The organism is Kitasatospora sp. NPDC002543, from assembly GCF_053594915.1.
In genome coordinates, this window is sequence record NZ_JBSFWR010000032.1 from 49,899 (window position 1) to 75,176 (window position 25,278).

Below are 25,278 nucleotides of genomic sequence, written 5' to 3' on the forward strand. Positions count from 1 at the left end.
CGATGGGGAACCGACAACAGCTGGAGTCAGCGATGGTGAACGTGAACCCTGCGAACGGCGGTAGCGACCCCGCGCAGGTGGTCCGCACCTGGCCGGACCTCCTGGCGGCGCTGTTGCAGGGGGAGGACCTCGACCGTTCGTCCACCGCGTGGGCGATGGACCGGATCATGAGCGGCGAGGCGTCCCCCGTACAGGTGGCCGGCTTCATGATCGCGCTGCGGGCCAAGGGCGAGTCGGTCGAGGAGATCTCCGGCCTGGTCGACGCGATGTACGCGCACGCCGAGCCGCTGGAGATCCCCGGCCCGGCGGTGGACATCGTCGGCACCGGCGGGGACCGCGCGAAGACCGTCAACATCTCCACCATGTCGGCGATCGTCGCGGCGGCCGCCGGTGCCAAGGTGGTCAAGCACGGCAACCGCTCGGCCTCCTCCACCAGCGGCTCCTCCGACGTGCTGGAGAAGCTCGGGGTGGCGCTGGACATCTCCTCCCGGAGGGTCGCCGAGGTGGCCGAGGAGGTCGGGCTCACCTTCTGCTTCGCGGCCAAGTTCCACCCCTCGATGCGGCACGCCGCCACCGCGCGGCGCGACCTGGGGGTGCCGACGTCCTTCAACATCCTCGGCCCGCTGACCAATCCGGCGAAGGTCACCGCGCACGCCATCGGCTGCTTCGACACCCGGCTGTCCGGGCTGATCGCCGGCGTGCTGGCGGAGCGCGGGGCGACGGCGCTGGTCTTCCGCGGCGACGACGGGCTGGACGAGCTGACCATCACCACCACCTCCCAGGTCTGGATGGTGCGCGACGGGGTGGTCACCGAGACCACCTTCGACCCGCGGGACGTCGGCATCGAGCTGGTCGGCATCGAGGCGCTGCGCGGGGCGGACGCCTCCTACAACGCCGAGGTCGCGCGGCGGCTGCTGGCGGGCGAGCACGGGCCGGTGCGGGACGCCGTCCTGCTGAACACGGCGGCGGCGCTGGTCGCGCTGGACCTGACCGACGCGCCGCTCGCCGAGCAGCTGGCGGTCGGCATGGAGCGGGCCGCCAAGGCGATCGACTCCGGTGCCGCACAGGACCTGCTGCGGCGCTGGTCGGAGGCCACCAGCCGCTCCTGAGGCGTGAGTTGAGGGGCCCGTGGGAAATCCTCCCGCGGGCCCCTCGCGCTGTCCGGATGCTGGATGCCCGTTTGACCGCCCGATGGACGCGGCCTAGAGTCTTGGCCAGGTCATGAGTGACAGCGCCAAGCCCCAGCTTGCTGTCCGGCAACCCTCCGTCCGTGGCGGGGTGCCCTGGGTGAGGACCGGGTCGTCACGGCAAACCGTCCGTGCGACAAGCGCGGACACCCGACGACTTGCACTCCCGGGGTCCCTGACCCAGAAGGAGTGCATTCTCATGTCCCTCGCCACCGAAACCTGCGCCGCCCCGCTCGCCGTCCTCGGCGCCGACGTCCAGGTCCCGCTCGCCAGCGGTGAGAAGGTCGGCTACGCGGCGCTCGACTACGCGGCCAGTTCGCCGGCGCTCCAGCGGGTGTGGGACGACGTCGCCGCCTACGCGCCGTACTACGGCAGCGTCCACCGCGGGGCCGGGTACCTCTCCCAGCTGTCCACCGACCTGTTCGAGCAGAGCCGCCGCACCGTCGGCGAGTTCCTCGACCTGCGCGAGGGCGACCAGGTGGTCTTCACCCGGGCCACCACCGACTCGCTCAACCTGCTGGCCGCCGCCCTTCCGGCCGGCACCCGGGTGTTCGCCTTCGAGACCGAGCACCACGCCTCGCTGCTGCCCTGGGCCCACGCCGGACTGGACGTCACCTACCTGCGGGCGCCGCGCTCGCGGGCCGAGGCGGTGGAGGCGCTGGACACCGCGCTCGCCGAGGCGCCCGAGGGCCCCAAGCTGCTGTGCGTCACCGGCGCCTCCAACGTGACCGGCGAGCTGTGGCCGGTCGCCGCGCTGACCGAGACCGCGCACCGGCACGGCGCCCGGGTGGTGCTGGACGCCGCCCAGCTGGCGCCGCACCACCGCGTCTCGGTGCGCGAGCTGGGCGTCGACTGGATCGCCTTCTCCGGGCACAAGATCTACGCGCCGTTCGGCGCCGGGGTGCTGGCCGGCCGGGCGGACTGGCTGGACGCGGCCGAGCCGTACCTGGCGGGCGGCGGGGCGACCCGGACGGTGGCCCGGGAGACGGACGGCTCGGTGGCCGTGCAGTGGCACACCGGCCCGGCCCGGCACGAGGCCGGCTCGCCGAACGTCATCGGCGCCTACGCGATCGCCTCGGCCTGCCGGGCGCTGACCGAGGCCGGCTTCGACGCGCTGGAGGCCCGCGAGCAGCAGCTGATCGCCCGGCTGACGGCCGGGCTGGCCGAGATCCCGCAGGTCAAGGTGCTGAACCTGTTCGGCGCGGACTCCGCCCGGGTGGGCGTGCTGTCCTTCGTCGTCCGGGGCTGGAACAGCTCGCACTTCTCGGCCGCGCTCTCCGCCGAGTACGGGATCGGGGTGCGCGACGGGCTGTTCTGCGCCCACCCGCTGGTGCGCACGCTGCTCGGGGACGAGGAGGTGGCGCCGTCCGAGTGCGGGGCGCCGGAGCCCTCGCTGCCGGGCGAGCGCAGCCTGAACGCGATCCGGGTGAGCTTCGGCGCCGGGACGCCGGACGAGCACGTCGACCGCTTCCTGACCGCCGTCCGGGAGCTGGTCACGGACGGCGCGGCCTGGAGCTACCGCAACGAGGGCGGGCGCTGCGTCGCGGACGCTCGGCGGGCGGGCTGACGCCTACTCGTCCAGGCCGAGCGCGAAGGCGGCCTCCAGGTCGTGCTGGGAGTAGGTGCGGAAGGCGATCTGGGTCTCGGTGTGCGCCACACCCGGGACCTTGTTGAGCCGGCCGGGGATGACCTCGGCCAGGTCGTCGTGCCGGCGCACCCGCACCATCGCCACCAGGTTGTAGCCCCCGGTCACCGAGTAGACCTCGCTGACGCCGTCGATGGCGGCGATGGATTCGGCGATCTCCGGGATGCGGTCGACACTGGTCTTGATCAGGACGATGGCGGTGATCACAGTTCGGGCTCCTTTGTGGGGTGCCGCCAGCGTATCGGGCGTCGGCCCGGTCGTCGCGGGGGGTGGCGGACCACGGTACAGGCGTACAGGAACCCGGCGCAGAAGCCGATCACATGGACCAGGTAGGCCACCCCGGGCCCCGCCGAGTGCACCGACCACCACTGCAGGGCGAACCAGAGGCCGAGCACCAGCCAGGCGGGGAAGCGCAGCGGCAGGAAGAGCAGCAGCGGGACGAGGGTGGTCACCCGCGCCCGGGGGTGGAGGCGCAGATAGGCGCCGAGGACGGCGGCGATCGCGCCGGAGGCCCCGATCAGCACCCGGGTGGAGTTCGGCGAGTGCGCCTCGGCGAGGGCGAAGCCGTACGTGCTCACACCGCCGGCGGCCAGGTAGAAGACGGCGTACCGGGCCCGGCCCAGCCGCCGTTCCACGGTGGGGCCGAAGACCTGGAGGAAGAGCAGGTTCCCCAGCAGGTGCAGCCAGCCGGCGTGCAGGAAGAGGCCGGTGAGCACGGACAGGGCCGGGTGCTTGCCCGGGGTCGGGGCGGCCGGGCAGCCGGGGGCCGGGTCGGGGGCCTCGGCGAGCTGTTCGGCGGTCAGCGGCCGTCCGGCCAGCACCTCGGCCGGGACGGCGCCCCAGCGCTGCTCGTACCGCTGCTCCGCGCAGACCCGCGCCGGGCCGCTGCCGTACAGCGGGTTGAGCCCCGCGGCCGGGCCGAGCAGGAAGACCAGGGTGTTGAGCGCGATCAGGCCGTACGTGACCGCGGGGGCGGCCGCCGCCGGGCGGCCGCTCCGGGCGGCGGTGTGGTCGGGGACCGCGAGCGCCATGCGGCCAAGCATCCCTCCGGGCGCCGCAGGTGACACCGCGGTTTACGGCAGGTGGACCAGTGCGGGTCTTCAGGCGACCGGTGGTCGCGGCGGTTGCCCCAGGCAATAGGCTTGGGGCGGGCATTCCCGCCTCCCGCCGCCGACGCCGGGGCTCCGGGGGGAGCGCCTGGCCCACGCAGGGACCACCCGAGAGGACCCCCGATGACCGTCCCCGCCCTGACCGCCGAGACGCGCTGGCGCTGCACCCTGTGCGGCAACCTCACCCGCTTCGACGTGACCCGCACCGCGCGGGTGACCGAGTTCCTGCACTTCGACCTGGCCGGCGAGTCCAAGGTCGAGGAGACCGAGGTGCTGAGCGAGACGGTCGAGTCGGTCCGCTGCCGCTGGTGCAACGCGGTGGACCAGGTCGAACTGGTGGCCCGTCCGGGCTCCGAAGGGGCGCAGGCCCCCGCCGAGCAGGGCTGACCCGCACCGCTGCGGCGCGGGCGGGTGCACGGCGCACCCGCCCGCGCGGCACGGGACAATACAGACAAGACGCACGGAGCGTGACGACAGGGGGAGGTCGCGGCCGTGCCCCGCTGGACCAGGATCGGAGCCGAGGACGTGGTGGACGCAGCGAAGGAGCCCGGCGAAGCCCAGGGGCTTCGGCCCGCTGCTGCCGAGGCCCCGGCCGAGGCCGCCGGGACGGCGGACGGCTCCTCCGAGTCCGCGGCGGAGCGTGCCGCCGAGAAGCTGGACCGCCCGCTGCCCGAGGGCGTGCGCCGGCGTGTGGTCGGGCTGGCCTCGGACGCGCTCGGCGGGCTGCCGGCGGCCGAGCTCCCGCAGAGCCTGCGGCAGTACGTCAAGTTCACCCCGGCGCGGCGGGCCAAGTACGCGGCCACCGCGCTGGCGGCGGCGCTGGAGGCGGAGCCGGCCTTCCGGGTGCGGATAGCGGAGCGGCTGCGGCTCGGGCAGCCGGACCTGGTGAAGGCGCTGGAGTCGGGCACCGTGCCGAGCGCCGCCGATCCGATGGACGTCGCGGCCGCCGCCTACCTGGTGCGTTCGGCGGGCTGGAGCCGGTTGGTGGCCGAGGCCGGCGAGGAGGCCGAGCGGGCCGGCGCGGAGGACGCGGCCGCGGAGGCGGCCCGGCTGGTGGAGAAGCTGCAGGCCGAGCTGGCCGAGGTGCGGGCCTCCGCGCGGGCGGACCTGGACCGGCAGCGGGCGGAGTCCGACGGCATCCGCAAGGAGGCCGAGTCGCTGCGCAAGAAGGTGCGGTCGCTGGAGAGCGACACCCGCCGGGCGCAGGCCGAGACCCGGCGGGTGGCCGGCGAGCTGGAGGCCGTGAAGGCGCAGACGGCGGCCGAGCGCGGCGCGGCCGAGACCGAGGCGCGCAGGCTCAGGCACCGGGTCTCGGAGCTGGAGAACGCGGTCGAGCAGGGCCGCCGGTCGGCCCGGGAGGGGCGCAGCGTCGAGGACATGCGGCTGCGGCTGCTGCTGGACACCGTGCTGCAGTCCGCCCAGGGGCTCCAGCGGGAGCTGGCGCTGCCGGTCTCCCAGATCCGCCCGGCGGACCTGGTGGAGGCGGTGGTGCCGGGGGCGGCCTCGCCGCACGACGTGGCGCGGCGCGGGCTGGCCGAGGACGATCCGGCGCTGCTGGACCAGCTGCTGGCGATCCCCCAGGTGCATCTGGTGGTGGACGGCTACAACGTGACCAAGACCGGCTATCCGGCGCTGCCGCTGGAGCAGCAGCGGATCCGGCTGCTGGGCGGGCTGGCGATGCTGGCCCAGCGGACGCAGGCGGAGGTCACCTGCGTCTTCGACGGGCAGGACCTGGACGTCCCGGTGATCATGGCGCCACCGCGCGGGGTCCGGGTGCGGTTCAGCCGGACCGGCGAGACGGCCGACGAGCTGATCCGCCGTCTGGTGCGGGCCGAGCCGCAGGGCCGTCCGGTGGTCGTGGTCTCCACCGACCGGGAGGTCGCGGAGGGCGTGCGGAAGGCGGGCGCGCGCCCCGTGGCATCGGTGCTGCTGCTCAATCGGCTGGCCCGGCCGTGACCTCGGCCCGGGCCTCATGATGCCTGGTCAGAGGGGATTCCGGGGCGTTGTGCGGGTCCGGTGAAGTCAGTGTGGGGAGTGAGGTTCACGCCTTCGGGGGAGTGGCAGAACGGATAGATCTTCACTAGTGTCTGGCGTCAAACCTATTTTCCGGAATCTCATCCCATCAGGTGAGTCCGATGGAGAAGGAGCCGGTCCCTTGGCCTCCCACCGCCGTCCCAAGCAGCCGAGCCGCGCACGGATCTCCGTGCTCACCGCCGCCGCTGCGACCGCGGTCGCCCTCTCCGCCCAGGTGGCCGCGCACGCCGCGCCGCAGCCGAACAAGACCGACGTCAAGGCGCAGATCGACCAGCTCCAGGAGGAGCAGGAGCAGGCGGCCGAGAAGTACAACGGCGCCAAGGAGCGGGCCGACCAGCTGCGCAAGCAGTCCGACCAGCTGCAGGACCAGGTGGCCCGCAGCCAGGAGCAGATGACCCAGCTCCAGGGCGGCCTCGCCGAGGTGGCGGGTGAGCAGTACCGCGCCGGCGGCATCGACCCGTCCGTCCAGCTGATGCTCTCCTCCGACCCGTCCGGCTACCTGGAGAAGGCCTCCACCGTCCAGCAGGCCAGCACCAGTCAGGCCGAGGCGCTCAAGGGCCTGCTGGACCAGCAGCGCCGGCTGGACCAGGAGAAGACCGAGGCGGCCGCCGTGCTGGCCTCGCTGGACACCACCACCAAGGACCTGAACCAGGCCAAGGCGGACGTCAACACCAAGCTGAAGGCCGCCCAGGACCTGCTGAACTCGCTGAGCGCCTCCGACCGCGCCGCGCTGAAGGCCCAGCAGGCGCAGGACGACCGCGCCTCGCGCGGCGCCGACCGGGTCGACCTCGGCAGCCTGCCGCAGGCCAGCGGCTACGCGGCCGTGGCGCTGTCCAAGGCGATGAGCAAGCAGGGTTCGCCGTACGTCTGGGGCGCCACCGGGTCGACCACCTTCGACTGCTCGGGCCTGATGGTCTGGTCGTACGGGCAGGCCGGCGTCTCGCTGCCGCGCACCTCGCAGGAGCAGGGCCACTACGGCACCCGGGTGCCGTCGCTGGACCAGGCCCAGCCGGGCGACCTGGTGATCTACGGCTCCGACATGCACCACGTCGGGATGTACATCGGCAACGGCATGGTGGTCCACGCGCCGCACACCGGTGACGTGGTGAAGGTGATGAAGGCCGACGCGATGCCGATCAACACCATCCGCCGGGTCTGACGGCCCGACACGCCGGAGGCCTCCGTCGGGGGGCCTGTGAAAAGCGCCACCCCTCGTGCGGGGGGTGGCGTTCGGCTTCCGCCCCTTTGTGACCACATGCTGAGAAGTGATCAGCCATGTGTGCACCAGTGGTCACCATCGGTCATTTTCACAAAGGAACTTGGGTAATCTTCTGTCTTTTTTCTGACAAGGATTTGAACGGATCACGGTTCAGTTACTAGGGTCATGCTCCGAACCACCGCACTGTCGATCGCCCAGCCAGGGTGGCGGCGGTGGTTACCGTCGAGTTCGTGAGGCAGCGGGGCAGGTCGAAACGACTGCCCGACAGGGGAGCCCAGCAATCGGGGGCGCTGCGGAGCGGAGCCGGGGAACCACGTTCCTCCGGGGTGAATCGGCGCCAGGTCGGCCGGTGGAACGGCCGTGAGGCGTCGTAGGGCATGCTTCCGGCCCGAACCCGTCAGCTCACCCGGTAGGCGGACGTAGGAAGAAGGAGTCCGCCTTCGTGGCGTCCCATCGTCGTCCCAAGCCCGCAGGCCGGGCCCGCGTCTCGATCCTGACCGGTGTCGCCGCCGCGGCCGTCGTGCTGTCCGCACAGGGCGCCCACGCCGACCCGCAGCCGACCAAGGACCAGGTCAAGGGCCAGGTCGACCAGCTCAACGAGCAGGCCGAGGTCGCGACCGAGAACTACAACGCCGCCCAGGCCAAGCAGCAGGAGCTGGAGAAGCAGGTCTCCGGGCTGCAGGACCAGGTGGCCCGTCAGCAGGCCCAGGTCACCGAGCTCCAGGGCGGACTGGCCGAGATCGCCGGCGAGCAGTACCGCAACGGGGGGATATCCCCGACCGTCCAGCTGATGTTCTCGTCCAGCCCGGACACCTTCCTCAGCCAGGCCGGCGCGCTGAACCAGGCCGGTGACACCCAGAAGGGTCAGCTGAAGGAGCTCCAGGCGCAGCAGCGCAAGCTCGACCAGGACCGCAACGAGGCCCAGGGCAAGCTCGCCGAGCTGGAGTCGACCACCCAGCAGCTGAAGGCCGCCAAGGAGGACGTCCAGGGCAAGCTGAAGGCGGCCCAGGACCTGCTCAACACGCTGACCGAGCAGGAGCGCCAGGCGCTGCGCCAGGCCGAGGAGAAGGCCGCGGCCGACGCCAAGACCAAGGCCGACGCCGCCGCCGCGCAGCAGGCGCAGGCCGACCGCGCCTCGCGCGACAACAGCCGCAGCGACCTGTCGGGCGGCTCGTCGGGCTCGTCCGCCTCGACCGGCTCGACCGCCTCCTCCCCGGTGAAGGTGGCCCCGGGCAGCTCGCGCGGTGCCGCCGCCCTCTCGGCCGCCGCGTCCAAGATCGGCAGCCCGTACGTCTGGGGCGCCACCGGCCCCGGCTCCTTCGACTGCTCCGGCCTGATGGTCTGGGCGTTCAACCAGGCCGGCGTGTCGCTGCCGCGCACCTCCCAGGCGCAGGCCTCGGCCGGCACCCGGATCGGTACGGACCTCTCCCAGGCCCAGCCCGGCGACCTGCTGATCTTCTACGGGGACGCCCACCACGTCGGCATCTACGCTGGCAACGGCCAGGTGCTGCACGCGCCCCGCACCGGGACGAACGTGCGCTACGAGGCGGTCACCAACATGCCGCTGACCTCCATCGTGCGGGTCTGATCCCCGCTCGAACGCCTCCGGGCCCGGCCTTCCCCAGGGAAGGCCGGGCCTGCGGCTTTTCCGGCGGGCCGATCTGATGTCCGATTGGCGGTCGAATATTCGGGTTCGGAAGGGTTTGGAATCGGTTGCCCTGACTCGCTAACGTCTGCCACCGGACTCCCCGCTCGACGGCCGCCCGTCGTGGTGCGGCGGCGGGGGCCGCGCCGCAGGATTGGAGCCGCTGCCGCCATGCCCGTGCACCGCCGTTCCCAACTGCTCGCCCGGGCGCTGGTGCTGACCGCGGCCGCCGCCACCACGCTGGGCGTGGCCGCCGGAGGCCGTGCCCAGGCCGCCCCCGGCAGCCCGGACCCGGCCGACCGTCAGGACGTCAAGACGCAGGTGGAGCAGCTGTACGACGAGGCCGAGCAGGCGTCCGAGAAGTTCAACGCGGCGCAGGAGGCCCAGCGGCGGCTCCAGGGCGAGACCACGATCCTCCAGGGCGAGATCGCCGTGGCCCAGGACCAGCTCAACGAGCTGCGCGGCGACCTGGCGACGGTGGCCGGCGCCGAGTACCGCGGCGGCGGGATGACCCAGACCGCCCAGCTCATCCTCTCGCCCGACCCGGAGGGCTACCTGGCCCGCGCCCGCACCCAGGGCCAGGCCGCCGTGCGCCAGCAGGAGACCGTGCACGAGCTGGTCACCCGGCAGCGCCGGCTCGACCAGCGCCGCACCGAGGCGGCCGACAAGCTCGCCGAGCTGGACCTGACCCGTCGTTCGCTCGCCGACACCAAGCAGGAGATCCAGCAGCGGCTGGCCAGGGCGCAGAAGCTGCTGAACGGCCTGGGCCCCGCCGAACGGGCCCGGATCACGGCCCAGGACGCCCGGGACGCCGAGCAGCGCGCCACCCGGGGCACCGACCGGCTGGACCTCGGCACCGCCCCGCCGGCCTCCGAGCGCGGCGCCGCCGCGCTGGCCGCCGCGGTGCGGATGATCGGCTCCCCGTACGTCTACGGGGCCACCGGACCGCACGCGTTCGACTGCTCCGGTCTGATGTACTACAGCTGGCGGCAGGCCGGAGTGACCCTGCCGCGCACCTCGCAGGCCCAGGCGTACGCCGGCCGGCGGGTCAGCCTGTCCGAAGCGCGACCGGGAGACCTGGTGATCTTCTACCGGGACATGCACCACGTCGGCATGTACGCCGGCGGCGGCGTGATCGTGCACGCCCCGCGCCCGGGCGCCAAGGTCCGCTACGAGAGCGTCACCGCGATGCCGGTCTCCGGGGTGGTCCGGCTCTGAGCGCCCCGCCGTCCGACCCCGCCGGCCCCGCCGGGATATCCCGCCCCGACCCCCGCCCCCGCCGCGCACTGTCCCGGCGGGGCGCGCTGCTGCTCGCGGCCGGCGGGCTGGCCCAGCTGTCGCTGCCGCCGGCCGCCCCCGCGTCGCCCTCGGCGCGTCCGGCGGACACCCGGGCCGAGGTGGCCGCCGCGCTGGCGGAGCGGGCGCGCTCGGCACCGCCCTGGGCCGGGCTGCCGGTGGCCGAGGCGGGGTACCGCAACCTGGTGCTCGCCGCCGCCGGCGGGTCGGAGCGGCTGACCGCCGCCGCCGACCTGGCGGTGCGGATCGCCGGGTACGACGAGTACCCGGTGGTGTACCCGCGCCGGATCGAGCTGGTGCGGGCCGGGGACGGCTGGCGGGTCGAGCGCGAGGAGGGCGCCGGCGGGCCGCCCGCGCCGTGGGACTTCGGGCCGCTGCGGTCGGCGCCGGGCGCGCACTGCCTGGTGGTCGGCCCGGCCGCCGGCCCCGACCCGGCCGAGCTGGTCGCGGTGGGGGACCGGGCGGTGCCCGCCGTCACCGAGGTCTGGGGCAGCGCCTGGCCGGGGGCGCTGCTGCTGGAGCGGCCGGCCACCGAGGAGCAGTTCGCCCGGCTGCTGGAGGGCGACCCGGCCGACTGGACGGGCATGGCGGCGGTCACCTCGGCCGCGCCCGGCGCGCCCTGGCACACCCCGGCGGACCGGGTGCTGGTCAACCCGGAGGCGTACGGGCGGCTCAGCGGCTTCGGCCGCCAGGTGGTGGTCACCCACGAGGCCACCCACGTCGCCACCCGGGCCGACACCCGTGCCTGGACGCCGCTGTGGCTCTCCGAGGGAGCCGCCGACTGGACCGCCTACCGCGACTCGGGCCGCAGCCCGCAGCAGATCGCCCCCGAGCTGGCCCGGGACGTCGCCGCCGGGAGGCTGCCCACCGGACTGCCCGCCGACCGGGACTTCGCCGCCGGGGCCACCGGCATCGCCCAGGCCTACGAGCAGTCCTGGCTGGCCTGCGAGCTGATCGCCCGCACCCACGGGCCGCAGCGGCTGGTCGCCTTCTACCGGGCGGTCGGCGCGGACGACGGGCAGGGCGAGGACCGGGAGCGCCGGACCGACCGGCTGATGCGGCGCGAGCTGGGCGTCGGGCTGGAGGAGTTCACCCGGCTCTGGCTGGAGCGGACGGCGGCGCTGCGGAGCTGATCAGCGGCGCGGCTCGGCCGTGGCGCCCGGGCGGTCGATGCCGTCCAGCAGGTCCTGCTCGTAGGCGATGCCGGGACGCACCGGGTAGCCGGCGGCCGGCAGCGCGGCGGGCTCGCGGTCCAGCACCACGGTCGGCGGCAGCGGTGCCTCGCCGCGGGTGGAGCGCCAGAGCCGGACGCAGGAGAGCAGGGTCGCGGCGAGCAGCAGCAGGTTGCGGGCGGCCAGGACGGTCACCGCCACCGGGTCGCTGGCCAGGACCTGGGTGAACATGGTCGGGAACTCGACCAGGGTCAGCGGGCAGGCGAGCAGGATCAGCAGCGCCACCGGCCGCTGGCTGCTGTTGCGCACGGTCAGGCAGACCGCCGCGACACCGACCAGCCAGACCAGGTACTGCGGGCTGATCACCCGGCTGGTCACCACGAAGATCAGCAGCGCGCACAGCGCCGCGTCGTACATGGTGGCCGCGCTGCGGCGCTTGGAGGTGTAGCGCCACAGCAGCAGCCAGGCGAAGCCCAGCACGGTGCCGGCCATCATCACCTTGCTGATCACGCTCACCCACGGCCCCAGCATCTCGGGGGAGCCGTAGTTCATGGTGACCCTGCCGTCCCAGCCGCCGGCCAGCCGGGCGAAGTGGAGCGGCAGCGCGCCGAGCGACTCGACCTCGATGCCGCGGTCCTTCTGGAAGGCGAGGAACTCGAAGGCGCCGTTCATCCCGGCCGTCAGCAGGAAGCCGATCGATACGGCGGTGGCCCCGGCGAGCGTCCAGGAGCGGCGGGTGCGGCGGCCCGAGGGGGTGCCGATCAGGCCGAGCAGCGGCCAGATCTTGACGATGCCGCCCAGGCCGAGCAGCAGCCCGCCGACCGCCGGGCGGCGGATCAGCGCCAGCAGGCCGGCCAGGGCGACCGCGGTGACGATGACGTCGAAGCGGTTGTAGATCATCGGGCCGAGCAGCGGGACGGCCACCACCCACATCCAGGCGCCGGTCAGCGCCCGGCCCCGGCGCAGGCCGGTGCGCACCAGCAGCGCGGCCGCGGCCGCGTCGGCTATCCCGCAGATCACCCAGAACGAGACCAGGTACGACCAGGGCAGCAGGCCCGGCAGCAGGATCACCAGGGCGGCGCCCGGCGGGTACTGCCAGGTCACGTCGTCGAACGGGAAGGTGCCGGTCTGGAGCACCCCGTACCAGGCGTGGTAGATCATCCAGACGTCCGCCGTGACGTCGCCGCCGGGCGCCTTCAGCACTCCCGTCGCCAGCAGCACCAGCAGGGCGCGGGTGGCGACCCAGGTGGCGCCGAGCGCGGCGAGCGCCCCGAGCGGGCGGCCGAGGCGGCCGCGCGAAGAACCGGGCTCGGTGGCCGGGGCCAATTCCACTGCGCTCCCTCGTTCGTCTCGGACGTCCCCACCGGAGGCGTCGTGACGACGGACGCCCGGGCCGTGGTTCACCGACGGCCTAGGTACTAGGACTGACCCGGGGGTCAAACGGTTGCCGTACGCGGTTCCGTTCCCGGCGGGTCATGGTGTTGACCTATCGTACGGATCACCCAGCGGTACACCGCGCACCCCCCGACCGAGCGAGCCGTGGCCTGATGCACAGAACCTTGATCGTCACCAATGACTTCCCGCCCCGCCCCGGTGGCATCCAGGCCTTCGTCCACAACATGGCCGTCCGTCAGCCCGCAGGCAGCGTCGTGGTGTACGCCTCGACGTGGCGGGACGGCAGCGAGGTGGCCCGCTTCGACGCCGAGCAGCCGTTCCCGGTGATCAGGGACCGGACGAAGGTGATGGTTCCCACACCGCGGGTCACCCGGCGGGCCGCCGAGATCCTGCGCGCGGAGAAGTGCGACTCGGTCTGGTTCGGCGCCGCCGCCCCGCTCGGGCTGATGGCGCCCGCGCTGCGCCGGGCCGGGGCCGGCCGGCTGCTCGGCATGACCCACGGGCACGAGGCCGCCTGGGCCCAGCTGCCGGGCTCCCGGCAGCTGCTGCGCCGGATCGGCGCGGGCACCGACGTGCTGACCTACCTGGGCGAGTACACCCGCTCCCGGATCGCCGCCGCGGTCGGGCCGCGGGCCGCGGCCCGGATGGTCCAGCTGCCGCCGGGCGTGGACGAGACGACCTTCCACCCGGGCTCCGGGGGCGCCGAGGTGCGCCGCCGGCTCGGGCTGGCGGACCGGCCGGTGGTGGTCTGCGTCTCCCGGCTGGTGCCGCGCAAGGGCCAGGACACCCTGATCGAGGCGATGCCGCAGATCCTCGCCGACGTGCCGGACGCGGTGCTGCTGATCGTCGGCGGCGGCCCCTACCGGGCGGACCTGGAGAAGCTCGCGGACACCACGGGCGTGCGGGACTCGGTGCGGTTCACCGGCTCGGTTCCGTGGGAGGAGCTGCCCGCCCACTACGGGGCCGGGGACGTCTTCGCGATGCCCTGCCGCACCCGGCGCGGGGGTCTGGACGTCGAGGGCCTGGGCATCGTCTACCTGGAGGCCTCGGCGACCGGCCTGCCGGTGGTCGCGGGGGACTCCGGCGGCGCGCCGGACGCGGTGCTGGAGGGCGAGACCGGGTACGTGGTGCCCGGCGGCTCGGCCCCGGACGCGGCCGAGCGGATCGTCCGGCTGCTGCGCGACGAGGAGCTGCGGCGGCGGATGGGCGAGGCCGGGCGGCGGTGGGTGGAGCGATCCTGGCGCTGGGACCTGCTGGCCGGGCGGCTGACCTCGCTGCTGGCGGGCTGACGACGCGTGCGGCCCCGCCTCCCTCCCGGGGAGGCGGGGCCCGTGACGGCTGCTGCCGCCCGTGACGGCTGCTGCCGCCGGTGGCGGCGGGGCCCGCACGGCGCCGGTGGCTACTTCCGGTAGAGCGCCTCGATGTCGGCCGCGAAGTCCTTCAGCACGACGTTGCGCTTGAGCTTGAGCGAGGGCGTGAGGTAGCCGCCCTCCTCGGAGAACTCGGTGTCCAGCAGGCGGAACTTCTTGACCGCCTCGGCGTGCGAGACGGCCGCGTTGCCGTCGTCCACCGCGTTCTGGAGGGCGGCCAGCAGGTCCGGGTCGGTGGCGAGGTCGGTGACGGTGGCGTCGGCGGGCTTGCCGTTGAGCTCCTTCCACTTGGGGAAGAAGTCGTGGTCGACGGTGATCAGGCAGGCGACGAAGGGCTTGCGGTCGCCGACCACCATGACCTCGCCGACCAGGGCGTGGGCCCGGATCCGGTCCTCGATCACGGCCGGGGCGACGTTCTTGCCGCCGGCCGTGACGATGATCTCCTTCTTGCGGCCGGTGATGGTCAGGTAGCCCTCGGAGTCCAGCGAGCCGAGGTCGCCGGTGGCGAACCAGCCGTCCTTGAAGGCGTCCGCGGTGGCCTGCGGGTTGTTCCAGTAGCCGGTGGAGATGTGCGGGCCCTTGAGGAGGACCTCGCCGTCCTCGGCGATCCGCACGGAGCAGCCGGGCACCGGCTGGCCGACCGTGCCGATCTTCGGCTTCTCGCACTCGTTGAAGGCGGTGGCGGCGCAGGTCTCCGTCAGGCCGTAGCCCTCCAGGACGGTGAAGCCGATGCCGCGGTAGAAGTGGCCCAGGCGCTCGCCGAGCGGGGCGCCGCCGGAGATGGCGTGGGTGGCCCGGCCACCGAGGGCGGCGCGCAGCTTGCTGTAGACCAGCTTGTCGAAGACGGCGTGCTTGAGCCGCAGGACCAGGCCCGCGCCGCCGGCGTCCAGCGCCCGGCTGTAGGCGATCGCGGTGTCGGCGGCCTTGTCGAAGATCTTGCCCTTGCCGTCGGCCTGGGCCTTGGCGCGGGCGGTGTTGTAGACCTTCTCGAACACCCTGGGCACGCCCAGGATGAGGGTCGGCCGGAAGGAGGCCAGCTCGGTGGTGACGTTCCGGACGTCGGAGACGTGGCCGAGCTTGATCGGCGCCATCATCGGGGCGATCTCGACGATCCGGGCGAACACGTGGGCCAGCGGCAGGAAGAGCAGGACGGAGCTCTCGCCGGTGTGGAACAGCGGGGCCAGGCGCTCGACCACGTTGCCGCACTCGGCCAGGAAGTTGCCGTGCGTCAGCTGACAGCCCTTCGGGCGGCCGGTGGTGCCCGAGGTGTAGACGATGGTGGCGACGTCGTCGGGGCCGGCGATCCGGCGGCGCTCGTGGACCGTCGTGTCCGGGACGTCCTGCCCGGCGGCGGCCAGCGCGGCGATCGCCCCGCCGTCGATCTGCCAGGTGTGCTCCAGGCCCGGCAGCCGGTCGCGGACCTCGGCGACCACCGAGACGTGCTGGTCGGTCTCGGTGATCACGGCGACCGCGCCCGAGTCGCCGAGGATCCACTCGACCTGCTCGGCGGAGGAGGTCTCGTACACCGGCACGACGACCGCGCCGGCCGTCCAGATCGCGAAGTCCAGCAGCGTCCACTCGTAGCGGGTGCGGGACATGATGGCCACCCGGTCGCCGGGCTCGATGCCCGCGGCGATCAGGCCCTTCGCGACGGCGTGCACCTCCGCGAGGAACTGGACCGACGTCAACTCCTGCCAGTCGCCGTCCACCTTCCGGCTGAGCACGGCGACGTCCGGGTGCTCCTCGGCGTTCCGGTGCACCGGGTCGGCGAGGTTGCCGCCGCTGGGTACCTGGTAGAGGGCCGGAAGGCTGAAGTCGAGCAAGACTGCTCCTCGTTCGCGACGCTGCGGGACGGCAGGACGTTACTGCCCGGTAGGCAGCTTCGACCAGAGGGGTCGGCTCCGGTGTTCGAAGTGTCACACCCGGCCGGGTCCGACCAGGCCGTGACCAGGTCGTTCGAATGGCACCCTACGGCAGCGCAGAGCGACCGGCCGGTAACATGCCCGCCCGCCCGGTGCCCGCCCGGCGTTCGCCCGTACCGCGGCCGCCGCCCGGGCCGGGCCCGCGCCGCCCGCCGGTCGCGATAGCCTGCTCCGGGCGGACCGGGCCGAGCGCGCCCCGGCCGGACCGGCAGGCAGAGGGACGAGGCGGAGGGCCATTCCATGGCGGAGCACACCAGGTCGAGCATCACCATCGACGCGACCCCGGCCACGGTCATGGCCGTGATCGCCGACTTCGCCGCCTACCCGGCCTGGACCGGAGAGGTCAAGGAGATCGAGGTCCTGGAGACCGGCGAGGACGGCCGCGCCGCCCAGGTCCGGCTGCTGCTCGACGCCGGCGCCATCCGCGACGAGCACGTCCTCGCCTACACCTGGGACGGCGACCGCGAGGTCTCCTGGACCCTCGTCCGCAGCCAGATGCTCCGCTCGCTGGACGGCTCCTACACCCTCGCCCCGCTCGCCGGCGGCCGCACCGAGGTCACCTACCAGCTCGCCGTGGACGTCAAGATCCCGATGCTCGGCATGATCAAGCGCAAGGCCGAGAAGGTCATCATCGACCGCGCCCTGGCCGGCCTGAAGAAGCGCGTCGAGGACGCGGACGGCAAGAAGCCCGCGCAGGGCTGACACCGAGCGAACGGGGGCCGGACGGCATGACGGCGACACGCACCATCCTGGTCAGCGGCGACACCGGCGCGCCCGCGGTGGCCGCCGCCACCGCCCTGCACGCCGCCCGGCGCGGCCACCGCACCTGGCTGCTGGCCGCCGACGACCCGCACCGCGGCCTGGACTCCGCCCTCGGCACCCGGCTGGAACCCGAACCCCTGCTGTACGCCCCGGGCCTGACCGTCTCCCGGATCGACGAGCAGGCCGCCTTCCGCTACGCCGTCGGCGCGCTCACCGGCCGGCTCAAGCCCGCCCTCGACCTGCTCGGAGCCGAACAGCTCGACCCCGAGGAGCTCACCGCCCTCCCCGGCATCGCCCGGCTCGCCCTGCTGCGCGCCCTGCCCGCCGCCGACCAGGACGTCCTGGTCGTGCTCGCCCCGCCGCCCGCCGAGCTGATCGCCACCCTCGCCCTGCCCGAGCAGCTCGCCCGCTACCTGGACCGGCTCGTCCCCGAGCAGCGCCAGGCCGCCCGGGCGCTGCGCCCGCTGCTGGCCGGGCTGGCCGGGGTCCCGATGCCCGCCGACTGGCTGTACGAGGGCCGCACCAAGGCGGCCGCGGCGCTCGCCGAGGCCCGCGCCGCGATCACCGGGCCCGGCACCAGCGTCCGGCTGGTCGTCCCGGCCGACGGCCACCCGTACGGTGAGCTGCGCCGGATCCGGGCCGGACTCGCGCTGCACGGGCACCGGCCGGACGCCGTGGTGGTGCACGGCGCGCTGCCCGATGCCGCCTCCTCCTCGCCCGACCCCTGGCTGGCCGCCCTGGCCCGCCGCCGGCAGGAGGAGCTGACCGGGCTCGCCGCCGAGACCGACGCCCCGGTGCTGGTCACCGGCCTGGCCGACGCCACCCTGGAGGCCGTCGCCGACCGGCTCTACGGGGACGGGCCCGGGCCCGAGCGGCTCGCCCCCGAGCCCTGGCCGGTCGAGGACCGGCTCGCCGCGGAGGGCCTGCTGGTCTGGCACCTCGACCTCCCCGGCGCGGACCGCTCCGAGCTGGACCTGGTCCGCCGGGGCGACGAACTGGTGGTCGGCCTCGGCACGCACCGCCGGGTGCTCACCCTGCCGTCCGCGCTGCGCCGCTGCACGGTGGCCGGGGCGGGGCTGCACGACGGGGTGCTCTCGGTGCGCTTCGCGCCCGACCCGGCGCTCTGGCCGCGGGGCTGACGGGGGTTCGGCGGCGGGCCCGTGCGGGCGTCCGGTGGGCGTCGGGCGGGCGTCCGGCGGCTTTTCGGGCCTGCCCGGCCGGTCGGGTAGCGTCGGGCCGGAGGGCCGCGGGGTGCGGCCACGGCTGAGGAGGCGCCCGCGATGACCAGCACCGACGACCGGACCGAGCCCGTCGACGACCGCACCGGGACCGCGGAAGACCGCGCGGGGGCCGGTACCCGGGAGGGCGAGGGGTCCGCCGGCCCGGGGCATCCGTTCGGGCCGGAGCTGGGCCCGCTGGTGGACGAGGTGCGCCGGTTCGCCGGTGCGCTCGGCGAGAAGGCCCAGGAGGCGAGCGCCACCACCCTGATCACCCTCTCCGGGCTGGCCGACCGGCTGCGCACCCAGCAGCCGGAGGTCTACTCCCACCTCTCCGCCGCCGGCACCGGGCTCGCCGCCGCGGGCGCCGAACTGCTGGCCGCCTACCGCGCCGCCGTGGCCGGCCACGAGAGCCGCTGGACCGCCGGGCAGGGCGCGCCGGCCGAGAAGATCGACCTGGACACCGACCACGACGGCCCGCGTGACGACTCGCGGGACGGCTCTCGTGACGGCGGCGCGGGTGCCGACCGCGGATCGGATCTTGACGGGGCTGACAGGCCGTCCGCCAAGCAGTGAAACCGTGACTTCCGGACCGTGATCGGGCTGCTCTCGTACGTCACCAAGAAGGAAATTAGATACGACTTTTGAAGCATCGCGGCCCGGCTGCCCCCGGATTGTCTTCGGATAATGTATGCGAGGCTGTGTACGGGGGCCGGGTTGGACGGTAGCGTTCCGTCCAGCGGAACGAGTGAATAGCTGAGGGACACATGGCTCTGACCATCGGCGTCGATGTCGGCGGGACCAAGATCGCGGCAGGCGTGGTCGACGAGGCGGGCGCGATCCTGGCCCGGACCAGGGTGCCCACCCCGGCTGACCCCCAGTGGGCGGTTGACGCCATCGCGCAGGCCGTGCGCGAGCTCAAGGAGGAGCACCCCGGTGTCACGGCGGTGGGCGTCGGCGCCCCCGGCTTCGTCGACGGCAACCGCTCCACGGTGATCTTCGCCCCCAACATCGACTGGGAGAACGAGCCGCTGCGCGGGCGGATCGAGGAGCTCACCGGCCTGTCCACCGTCATCGAGAACGACGCCAACTGCGCGGCCTGGGCCGAGTTCCGCTTCGGCGCGGCCGCCGACCACCAGGACATGGTGCTGATCACCGTCGGCACCGGCATCGGCGGCGGCATCGTCCTGGACGGCCGGCTGCACCGCGGCCGCTTCGGCGTCGCGGGCGAGATCGGCCACCTCAACATGGTCCCCGACGGCCTGCCCTGCGGCTGCGGCGGCAAGGGCTGCTGGGAGCAGTACGGCTCCGGGCGCGCGCTGCGCCGCTACGGCCGGGAGAAGGCCGCCGCCGACCCGCAGCGCGGCCGCCGGATGCTGGAGCTCAACGACGGCGTGGCCGAGACCATCCGCGGCATCCACATCACCCAGGCCGCCGAGGAGGGCGACCCGCTCGCCCTGGAGTGCTACGCCGAGCTGTCCGACTGGCTGGGCCGCGGCATGGCCGACCTCGCCGCGCTGTTCGACCCGGGCGTCTTCGTGCTCGGCGGCGGCGTCTCCGACTCCGGCCGGCTGCTGCTCGACCCGGTCGCCAAGTCCTTCGAGCACTACCTGACCGGCGGGGTGCACCGCCCGCGCGCCGAGGTCGTGCTGGCCTCGATGGGCTCCGCCGCCGGCATCGTCGGTGCCGCGGACCTCGCCCGCGTTCCGTAGCCGTTCCTCCCCGCCCCCGCGCCCTGCGGCGCGGGGGAGCTTCGAGCCCGCCGGCGGCGGTGCGACCGGGCCCCGACCGATCCCGGACGCGCCGTCGCCGTCGCACGTTCCCGCCCGGGCGCGTACGGTCGGACCGATCCGGTGACCGCCAGGGGAGGACCATGAGCGCCGCGAGCACGACCGATGCCGTGACCACGACCGCCGCGCGGGCCCGGCCGCTGCCGCCGCCCGGCCCCCGCCGGCTGCGCCTGCTCAGCTACAACATCCGGTCGCTGCGCGACGACCGGCGGGCGCTGGCCCGGGTGATCCGGGCCTGCGAGCCGGACCTGGTCTGCGTCCAGGAGGCCCCGCGCTACTGGCGGCCCGAGGGCCAGGCGGCCCGGCTCGCCCGGAGCACCGGGACGGTCGTCCTGGCCGGCGGCGGCCGCACCGCGGCCGGTCCGATGCTGCTCGGCCGCCCCGGCGCGGTGGAACTGCTGGGTGTGCACGACCGGTTGCTGCCCAAGACCCGCGGGCTGCACGCCCGGGGCTTCGCGAGCGCGCTGCTGCGACTGCCGGGCACGGCGCCGTTCACCGTCACCAGCTGCCACCTCAGCCTGGACCAGCAGGAGCGGTACGGGCAGTTCGAGCTGCTGCTCGACCAGCTGGGGATCGCCGAACTCGGCATCGTGGCAGGAGACTTCAACGAGCACCCGGACGGGCCGGGCTGGCGGTTGCTGGCCTCCCGGCTCCAGGACGGGCACCCGACCGCGCCCTGGGGAGGCGAGTTCACCTCCGTACCGGAGCGCCCCTACCAGCGGATCGACGCCGTCTTCGCCACGCCCGGGATCACCGTCCTCGGCTGCGGGGTGCCGCACGGACTGCCCGGTGTCACCGAGGCCGACCTGCGGGCCGCGACCGACCACCTGCCGGTGCTCGCCGTCCTCGAACTGCCGGCCGGGTCGAGCGAGTAGTCAGACCACCGCGCCGTTGTCCGGGTCCTCCGGCTCGTCCTCGTCGCGGTCCTTCATCCGCGCGACCAGGGTGACGAAGCCGCCGAGGAAGGCGGTGATCCCGACCCAGGCGGGCCAGCCGGAGATCTCCCGCCAGACCACCGCGTCGACCAGCAGCAGCGCCGGGCCGCCGAGCACCGCCAGCCAGGCGAACTTGGCCGTCACGTCGGCGGCCGGCAGCGGCGGGGGCTCCGGCGGGACGAAGTGGCCCTCGTCGGTCTCCTCGGCGAGCTCGAAGTCGCGCGGGCCCGCGCCGCCGGCCGGCATCACCGGTCGGCCGGAGCGGGGCCGGGGCTGGGGGGCGAGGTCGGAGAGGTCGTCCTGGGCGGTGCGGCCGCCGTCCTTGTGGCCGCCCTTGAGCTCGTTCTGCGCCCGGAGGTTCTCGACCTCCGGCCAGTTCGGGTCGTTGAGGTCGACCGGGTCGTCGAACTGGGCCACCAGGGCGGCGAAGATCTCGTCCTGCTCGGCCTGGCTGCGCTCGGGCGCGCGGCGCGGGCGGCGCTCGGCGGCGTCCTCCGCGGAGCCCCCGGGGGTGTCCTCGGCGGCGTCCCGGACGGGCGGAGGCGCCGCGGCGCCGTCCGGGCCGGTACGGTCCGTCGGCGCGCCGCCCGGCACGGCGGCGTTCGCCCCGCCGTCCTTGGTCGCGCCGTCCTCGCGGGGAGTCTCGTCCCCGCCGCCCGCCGTGCTGCTCTCGTGCACTTCCGGCCCTTCAGCCATGGTGATCGTCGGATTCGACCCGGGTGACGCCCGCCGTGTGCGCGGAAGCCAGCCGTCGGATGAAGTCCCGGCCGGCCGCGAATATTTCCGGCGCGTCGTGGTCCAGCGTCGCGACGTGGAAGCTGCGTTGGCACAGCCGCTCCGTCACGTCCGTCGAGGATATCCGCGCCAGCACCAGTTCCGAGTTGGCCGGCGAGACGACGTGGTCCTGCGGGCTGTGGAAGAGCAGCACCGGCTGGGTCACCTCCGGCAGCAGCCGCTGGACCTCCCGCCACAGCCGGCTCAGCGACCAGGCGGCGTGCAGGGGGGTGCGGTCGTAGCCGACCTCGGTCGCGCCGGCCCGGGCGATGTCGCCCGCGACCCCGGGCAGGCTGGGGACCAGGTGGCGCAGCACCGGCAGCAGCACACTCGCGGGGGTGTCCGAGCGCACCGACGGGTTGACCAGCACCAGGCCGCAGACCCTCGGCCCGTGCAGTGCCGCGAGCCGCAGCGCCAGTGCGCCGCCCATCGACAGGGCGCAGACGAAGACCTGTTCGCACTCCTCGGCGAGCGCCAGCAGTTCGCGCTCGACCTCGGCGTACCAGTCCTCCCAGCGGGTCACCTGCATGTCCTGCCAGCGGGTGCCGTGCCCGGGCAGCAGCGGCACCGAGACGGTGAAGCCGGCCGCCGCCAGGTCCTCGGCCCAGGGCCGCAGCGACTGCGGCGACCCGGTGAAGCCGTGGCAGAGCAGCACCCCCACCGGTCCGCCGCGGTGGCGGTACGGCTCGGCACCGGGCAGCAACGGCATGGCGGACTCCTTCGCGGGCGGGTGGCGCTGGGGGAGGGGACGCTGAGGGGAAGTGCTGCGAAATCGCATCGTCCCACGCTCCGCGCCGGGTCGTACACCCCCTTCGAGCGGGCCGGGCGCGGCCGATCCGGCGGGGCCGGGCACGGCGGGCGGCCGCGGGGCATTAGGATCGACCGGTCCGCATAACAGGAGGCCCGGGTTGTTCTACCGACTGATGAAGATGATCGTCGCGCCACTGCTTCGGATCTTCTTCCGGCCCTGGATCGAGGGCGAGGAGAACATCCCCACCGAGGGTGCGGCGATCATCGCGAGCAACCACCTGTCCTTCTCGGACTCGTTCTTCTTCCCCGCGCTGATCAAGCGCCGGGTCACCTTCATCGCGAAGGCCGAGTACTTCAACACCCCGGGTCTCAAGGGCCGGCTGACCGCCGCGTTCTTCAAGGGCGTCGGCCAGCTGCCGGTGGACCGCTCGGGCGTGCGCGGCGCCGGCGAGGCCGCGATCCGCAGCGCCATCGCGGTGCTGGAGCGCGGCGAGCTGTTCGGCGTCTACCCGGAGGGCACGCGTTCGCCCGACGGCAAGCTGTACCGCGGCAAGGTCGGCGGCCTGGCCCGCGTCGCGCTGGCCACCGGCGCCCCGGTGATCCCGGTCGCCATGATCGACACCGAGAAGGTGCAGCCGCCCGGCCAGGTGGTGCCGAACTTCGGCATCCGCCCCGGCATCCGGATCGGCCGCCCGCTGGACTTCTCCCGCTACCACGGCATGGAGAACGACCGCTTCATCCTCCGTTCGGTGACGGACGAGGTGATGTACGAGATCATGCGGCTCTCCGGCCAGGAGTACGTGGACATCTACGCGACCGCCGCCAAGCGGCAGATCTCCGAGGACAAGAAGAAGGCCGACGCCGAGCGCCGGGCCGCCGCCAAGGCGGAGAAGGCGGAGGCCGAGAAGGCCGAGAAGGCCGCCGAGGCGGAGAAGTCCGCCGGGTCGGGCACCTCGGAGAAGCCGGAGTAGCCGGAGCGGCGGCCCGGCCCGGCCGCTCGCGCGGCCCGGACCGGCCCAGGGGAGGGGCGGGGAGGATGACGGAGGACGGCGGCAGAGCCGGCGCGGTCGGAGGCACGGTGGCGGCCGGCGGCATGTCCGTCGAGCTCCCGCTGTGGAGGGCGATCTCCTACTTCCGGGTGCTGGCGCTGTGCTACGCGCTGCTGCGGTACGTCAACTCGTACCTGCACTTCCTGCACCCGGTGGCCGGCTGGATCTTCCTCGGCGCGCTGACCCTGTGGACCCTGGCCAGCACCCGGGCCTTCGCCAACCCGCAGCGCTGCACCTGGTACGTCCTGGGCACCGACCTCACCCTCGCCGTCACCGGCATCGTGATGAGCGGCCTGACCGACTCCCCGGCCCGGATCAGCCACGGCGCGCCCACCCTGCCGACCATCTGGGCGGCCGGCACGGTGCTGGGCTTCGCCGCGAAGGGCGGCTGGCGCCCGGCGGCGGCCTCCGGCTCGGTGATCGGCGTCGCCAACATCCTCGGCCACGGCGGTCCGACCGGCGACAACATCCACAACATCGTGCTGCTGATGGTGGCCGGCTGCGCGATCGGCTACGTGATCGAACTGGCCCGGGCCAGCGAGGCCACCCTCACCCGGGCGCTCCAGGTCGAGGCGGCCACCCGGGAGCGCGAGCGGCTCTCCCGGGACATCCACGACGGCGTGCTCCAGGTGCTCGCCCTGGTCCAGCGGCGCGGCGCGGAGCCCGGCGGGGGGACCGGCTCCGGCGCGGACCTCGCCGAGCTCGGCCGGCTGGCCGGGGAGCAGGAGCGCGCGCTGCGGGCCCTGATGACGGGCGGGCCGCTGTCGCCCGCACCGCACCCCGGGGCCGCCGACCGGCCGGACCCGGACGCGCCGCGCGACCTCACCGCGCTGCTGCGCCCGTACGCGGACGAGCGGATCACCCTCTCCGCCCCCGGCACCCCGGTGCTGCTGCCCGGCCGGGCGGCCGGCGAGCTCGCGGCCGCGGTCGGCGCCGCCGTCGACAACGTGCGCAAGCACGCGGGGGAGCGGGCCCGGGCCTGGATCCTGGTCGAGGACGAGCCGGAGGCCGTCACGGTGGGCATCCGCGACGACGGCCCCGGTTTCGCCCCCGGGCGGCTCGGCGAGGCGGAGCGCGCCGGGCGGCTCGGCGTCTCCCAGTCCATTCGCGGCCGGCTGCTGGACCTCGGCGGCACGGCCGAGGTGTACTCGGCGCCCGGGGAGGGCGTCGAGGTCGAACTGCGCGTCCCGAGGAAGGCCACTGCATGACCGACCAGCTGGTGCCCGATCAGCCGACCGCCGACCGGCCGGTGCGGGTGATGGTGGTGGACGACCACCCGATGTGGCGGGACGCCGTCTCGCGCGACCTCGCCGAGGCCGGACTGGACGTGGTGGCCACCGCCGGGGACGGCGAGGAGGCCGTGCGCCGGGCCCGCGCCTGCAGCCCGCAGGTGGTCGTGCTGGACCTCAACCTGCCGAGCCTGCCGGGCGCCGAGGTGTGCCGCCGGGTGGTCGCCCACGACCCGGCGGTCCGGGTGCTGGTGCTGTCGGCCAGCGGCGAGCACCAGGACGTGCTGGAGGCCGTGAAGTCCGGCGCGACCGGCTACCTGGTGAAGTCGGCGGGGCGGGAGGAGCTGCTGGACGCGGTGCGCCGTACGGCCGTCGGCGACGCGGTGTTCACCCCGGGCCTGGCCGGCCTGGTGCTCGGCGAGTTCCGCCGGCTGGCCGCGGAGCCCGCCCCGGCCTCGGCGCCGGCCGCCCCGCGGCTGACCGCCCGGGAGACGGAGGTGCTGCGGCTGGTGGCCAAGGGGCTGTCCTACCGGCAGATCGCCGACCGGCTGGTGCTCTCGCACCGGACGGTGCAGAACCACGTGCAGAACACGCTCGGGAAGCTGCAGCTGCACAACCGGGTGGAGCTGGTCCGGTACGCGATCGAGCAGGGCCTGGACGACGGGGTCTGAGGACCGGGCGCGGCGCGGCCCCGGGCCCCGGGCGGCGCGCCGGGGCGGGGGCCAGCCGCAGCTCGACAGGGGCGGGGGGAAGCGGACACACGAGAAGCAGACAGCGA

General features: G+C 74.3%; 23 protein-coding genes and 2 riboswitches. Of the genes, 17 read left to right on the top strand and 6 right to left on the bottom strand.

From position 1 onward, the window contains the following. The first annotated feature begins 32 nt into the window (after window positions 1-32). Window positions 33-1,109: an anthranilate phosphoribosyltransferase gene (gene trpD / locus ACWD4P_RS16200; RefSeq protein WP_359828071.1), complete on the top strand. Its 1,077-nt coding sequence runs from the start codon at window positions 33-35 to the stop codon at window positions 1,107-1,109. Window positions 1,110-1,217: 108 nt separating this feature from the next. Beyond that, window positions 1,218-1,336, top strand: a riboswitch (SAM riboswitch). 50 nt (window positions 1,337-1,386) lie between these two features. Next, window positions 1,387-2,754: an aminotransferase class V-fold PLP-dependent enzyme gene (locus tag ACWD4P_RS16205; protein WP_359828073.1), complete on the top strand. Its 1,368-nt coding sequence runs from the start codon at window positions 1,387-1,389 to the stop codon at window positions 2,752-2,754. A gap of 3 nt (window positions 2,755-2,757) precedes the next feature. Here the strand turns inward: ACWD4P_RS16205 and ACWD4P_RS16210 are convergent, their stop codons facing one another. Together ACWD4P_RS16210 and ACWD4P_RS16215 are read right to left on the bottom strand one after the other, a co-directional pair. Then, window positions 2,758-3,039, bottom strand: a complete 282-nt coding sequence (locus tag ACWD4P_RS16210) for an Lrp/AsnC family transcriptional regulator (protein ID WP_049651832.1) — start codon at window positions 3,037-3,039, stop codon at window positions 2,758-2,760. Then, window positions 3,036-3,863 (bottom strand): rhomboid family intramembrane serine protease, encoded by an 828-nt coding sequence (locus ACWD4P_RS16215; protein ID WP_359828075.1) that lies wholly within the window; start codon window positions 3,861-3,863, stop codon window positions 3,036-3,038. The genes ACWD4P_RS16210 and ACWD4P_RS16215 overlap by 4 nt, the downstream gene beginning before the upstream one ends. A 201-nt stretch (window positions 3,864-4,064) precedes the next feature. Here ACWD4P_RS16215 and ACWD4P_RS16220 point away from each other — a divergent pair, with 201 nt between their 5' ends. From ACWD4P_RS16220 to ACWD4P_RS16245, 6 genes are all read left to right on the top strand, one after another. Continuing rightward, a complete protein-coding gene (locus ACWD4P_RS16220; protein ID WP_359828077.1) occupies window positions 4,065-4,328 on the top strand; it encodes a hypothetical protein in 264 nt (87 codons plus the stop codon). A gap of 267 nt (window positions 4,329-4,595) precedes the next feature. After that, on the top strand, window positions 4,596-5,897 hold the full coding sequence (locus ACWD4P_RS16225) for an NYN domain-containing protein (protein WP_359828081.1): 1,302 nt from the start codon (window positions 4,596-4,598) through the stop codon (window positions 5,895-5,897). Between the two features lie 199 nt (window positions 5,898-6,096). Beyond that, window positions 6,097-7,134 (top strand): C40 family peptidase, encoded by a 1,038-nt coding sequence (locus tag ACWD4P_RS16230; protein WP_359828079.1) that lies wholly within the window; start codon window positions 6,097-6,099, stop codon window positions 7,132-7,134. 338 nt (window positions 7,135-7,472) lie between these two features. Next, window positions 7,473-7,626, top strand: a riboswitch (cyclic di-AMP (ydaO/yuaA leader). A gap of 10 nt (window positions 7,627-7,636) precedes the next feature. After that, window positions 7,637-8,782, top strand: a complete 1,146-nt coding sequence (locus ACWD4P_RS16235) for an NlpC/P60 family protein (RefSeq protein ID WP_449780013.1) — start codon at window positions 7,637-7,639, stop codon at window positions 8,780-8,782. Window positions 8,783-9,010: 228 nt separating this feature from the next. Beyond that, window positions 9,011-10,057 carry an NlpC/P60 family protein gene (locus ACWD4P_RS16240; protein WP_449780014.1) on the top strand — a complete coding sequence of 349 codons (1,047 nt, stop codon included), beginning with the start codon at window positions 9,011-9,013 and terminating at the stop codon, window positions 10,055-10,057. Between the two features lie 179 nt (window positions 10,058-10,236). Then, a complete protein-coding gene (locus ACWD4P_RS16245; protein WP_449780015.1) occupies window positions 10,237-11,268 on the top strand; it encodes a hypothetical protein in 1,032 nt (343 codons plus the stop codon). Here ACWD4P_RS16245 and ACWD4P_RS16250 read toward each other — a convergent pair whose 3' ends face one another. Continuing rightward, window positions 11,269-12,639: a glycosyltransferase 87 family protein gene (locus ACWD4P_RS16250; RefSeq protein WP_359830606.1), complete on the bottom strand. Its 1,371-nt coding sequence runs from the start codon at window positions 12,637-12,639 to the stop codon at window positions 11,269-11,271. Between the two features lie 215 nt (window positions 12,640-12,854). On the opposite strand from ACWD4P_RS16250, the gene ACWD4P_RS16255 reads away from it, so the two are divergent. Continuing rightward, complete coding sequence (locus ACWD4P_RS16255; RefSeq protein WP_359830608.1) at window positions 12,855-13,991, top strand: glycosyltransferase family 4 protein; 1,137 nt, start codon at window positions 12,855-12,857, stop codon at window positions 13,989-13,991. 110 nt (window positions 13,992-14,101) lie between these two features. On the opposite strand, the gene ACWD4P_RS16260 is transcribed toward ACWD4P_RS16255, so the two are convergent. Beyond that, window positions 14,102-15,895, bottom strand: a complete 1,794-nt coding sequence (locus tag ACWD4P_RS16260) for an AMP-dependent synthetase/ligase (protein ID WP_359830610.1) — start codon at window positions 15,893-15,895, stop codon at window positions 14,102-14,104. A gap of 339 nt (window positions 15,896-16,234) precedes the next feature. On the opposite strand from ACWD4P_RS16260, the gene ACWD4P_RS16265 reads away from it, so the two are divergent. The 5 genes from ACWD4P_RS16265 (at window position 16,235) to ACWD4P_RS16285 (ending at window position 20,638) form a co-directional block, all read left to right on the top strand. Then, the gene (locus tag ACWD4P_RS16265) at window positions 16,235-16,696 is read left to right on the top strand and encodes an SRPBCC family protein (RefSeq protein WP_359822748.1); all 462 of its coding nucleotides are present in this window, start codon (window positions 16,235-16,237) and stop codon (window positions 16,694-16,696) included. A 26-nt stretch (window positions 16,697-16,722) separates the two neighbouring features. Then, window positions 16,723-17,895: an ArsA family ATPase gene (locus ACWD4P_RS16270; protein WP_359822749.1), complete on the top strand. Its 1,173-nt coding sequence runs from the start codon at window positions 16,723-16,725 to the stop codon at window positions 17,893-17,895. A 141-nt stretch (window positions 17,896-18,036) separates the two neighbouring features. Then, window positions 18,037-18,549 carry a DUF5304 family protein gene (locus tag ACWD4P_RS16275; protein WP_449780016.1) on the top strand — a complete coding sequence of 171 codons (513 nt, stop codon included), beginning with the start codon at window positions 18,037-18,039 and terminating at the stop codon, window positions 18,547-18,549. Window positions 18,550-18,740: 191 nt separating this feature from the next. Beyond that, on the top strand, window positions 18,741-19,685 hold the full coding sequence (locus tag ACWD4P_RS16280; RefSeq protein ID WP_359822753.1) for an ROK family glucokinase: 945 nt from the start codon (window positions 18,741-18,743) through the stop codon (window positions 19,683-19,685). A 161-nt stretch (window positions 19,686-19,846) separates the two neighbouring features. Then, window positions 19,847-20,638, top strand: coding sequence for an endonuclease/exonuclease/phosphatase family protein (locus ACWD4P_RS16285; RefSeq protein WP_449780017.1), 792 nt, complete (start codon window positions 19,847-19,849; stop codon window positions 20,636-20,638). On the opposite strand, the gene ACWD4P_RS16290 is transcribed toward ACWD4P_RS16285, so the two are convergent. Further along, a complete protein-coding gene (locus ACWD4P_RS16290; protein WP_449780018.1) occupies window positions 20,639-21,376 on the bottom strand; it encodes a hypothetical protein in 738 nt (245 codons plus the stop codon). 10 nt (window positions 21,377-21,386) lie between these two features. After that, window positions 21,387-22,181: an alpha/beta hydrolase gene (locus ACWD4P_RS16295; protein WP_449780019.1), complete on the bottom strand. Its 795-nt coding sequence runs from the start codon at window positions 22,179-22,181 to the stop codon at window positions 21,387-21,389. Window positions 22,182-22,395: 214 nt separating this feature from the next. On the opposite strand from ACWD4P_RS16295, the gene ACWD4P_RS16300 reads away from it, so the two are divergent. The 3 genes from ACWD4P_RS16300 (at window position 22,396) to ACWD4P_RS16310 (ending at window position 25,171) form a co-directional block, all read left to right on the top strand. Beyond that, window positions 22,396-23,193, top strand: a complete 798-nt coding sequence (locus tag ACWD4P_RS16300; protein ID WP_449780022.1) for a lysophospholipid acyltransferase family protein — start codon at window positions 22,396-22,398, stop codon at window positions 23,191-23,193. Between the two features lie 65 nt (window positions 23,194-23,258). Further along, window positions 23,259-24,479: a MacS family sensor histidine kinase gene (gene macS, locus ACWD4P_RS16305; RefSeq protein ID WP_449780020.1), complete on the top strand. Its 1,221-nt coding sequence runs from the start codon at window positions 23,259-23,261 to the stop codon at window positions 24,477-24,479. Then, window positions 24,476-25,171, top strand: a complete 696-nt coding sequence (locus ACWD4P_RS16310) for a response regulator transcription factor (RefSeq protein ID WP_359822765.1) — start codon at window positions 24,476-24,478, stop codon at window positions 25,169-25,171. Before macS ends, ACWD4P_RS16310 begins: the two co-directional genes overlap by 4 nt. Window positions 25,172-25,278: the final 107 nt, after the last annotated feature.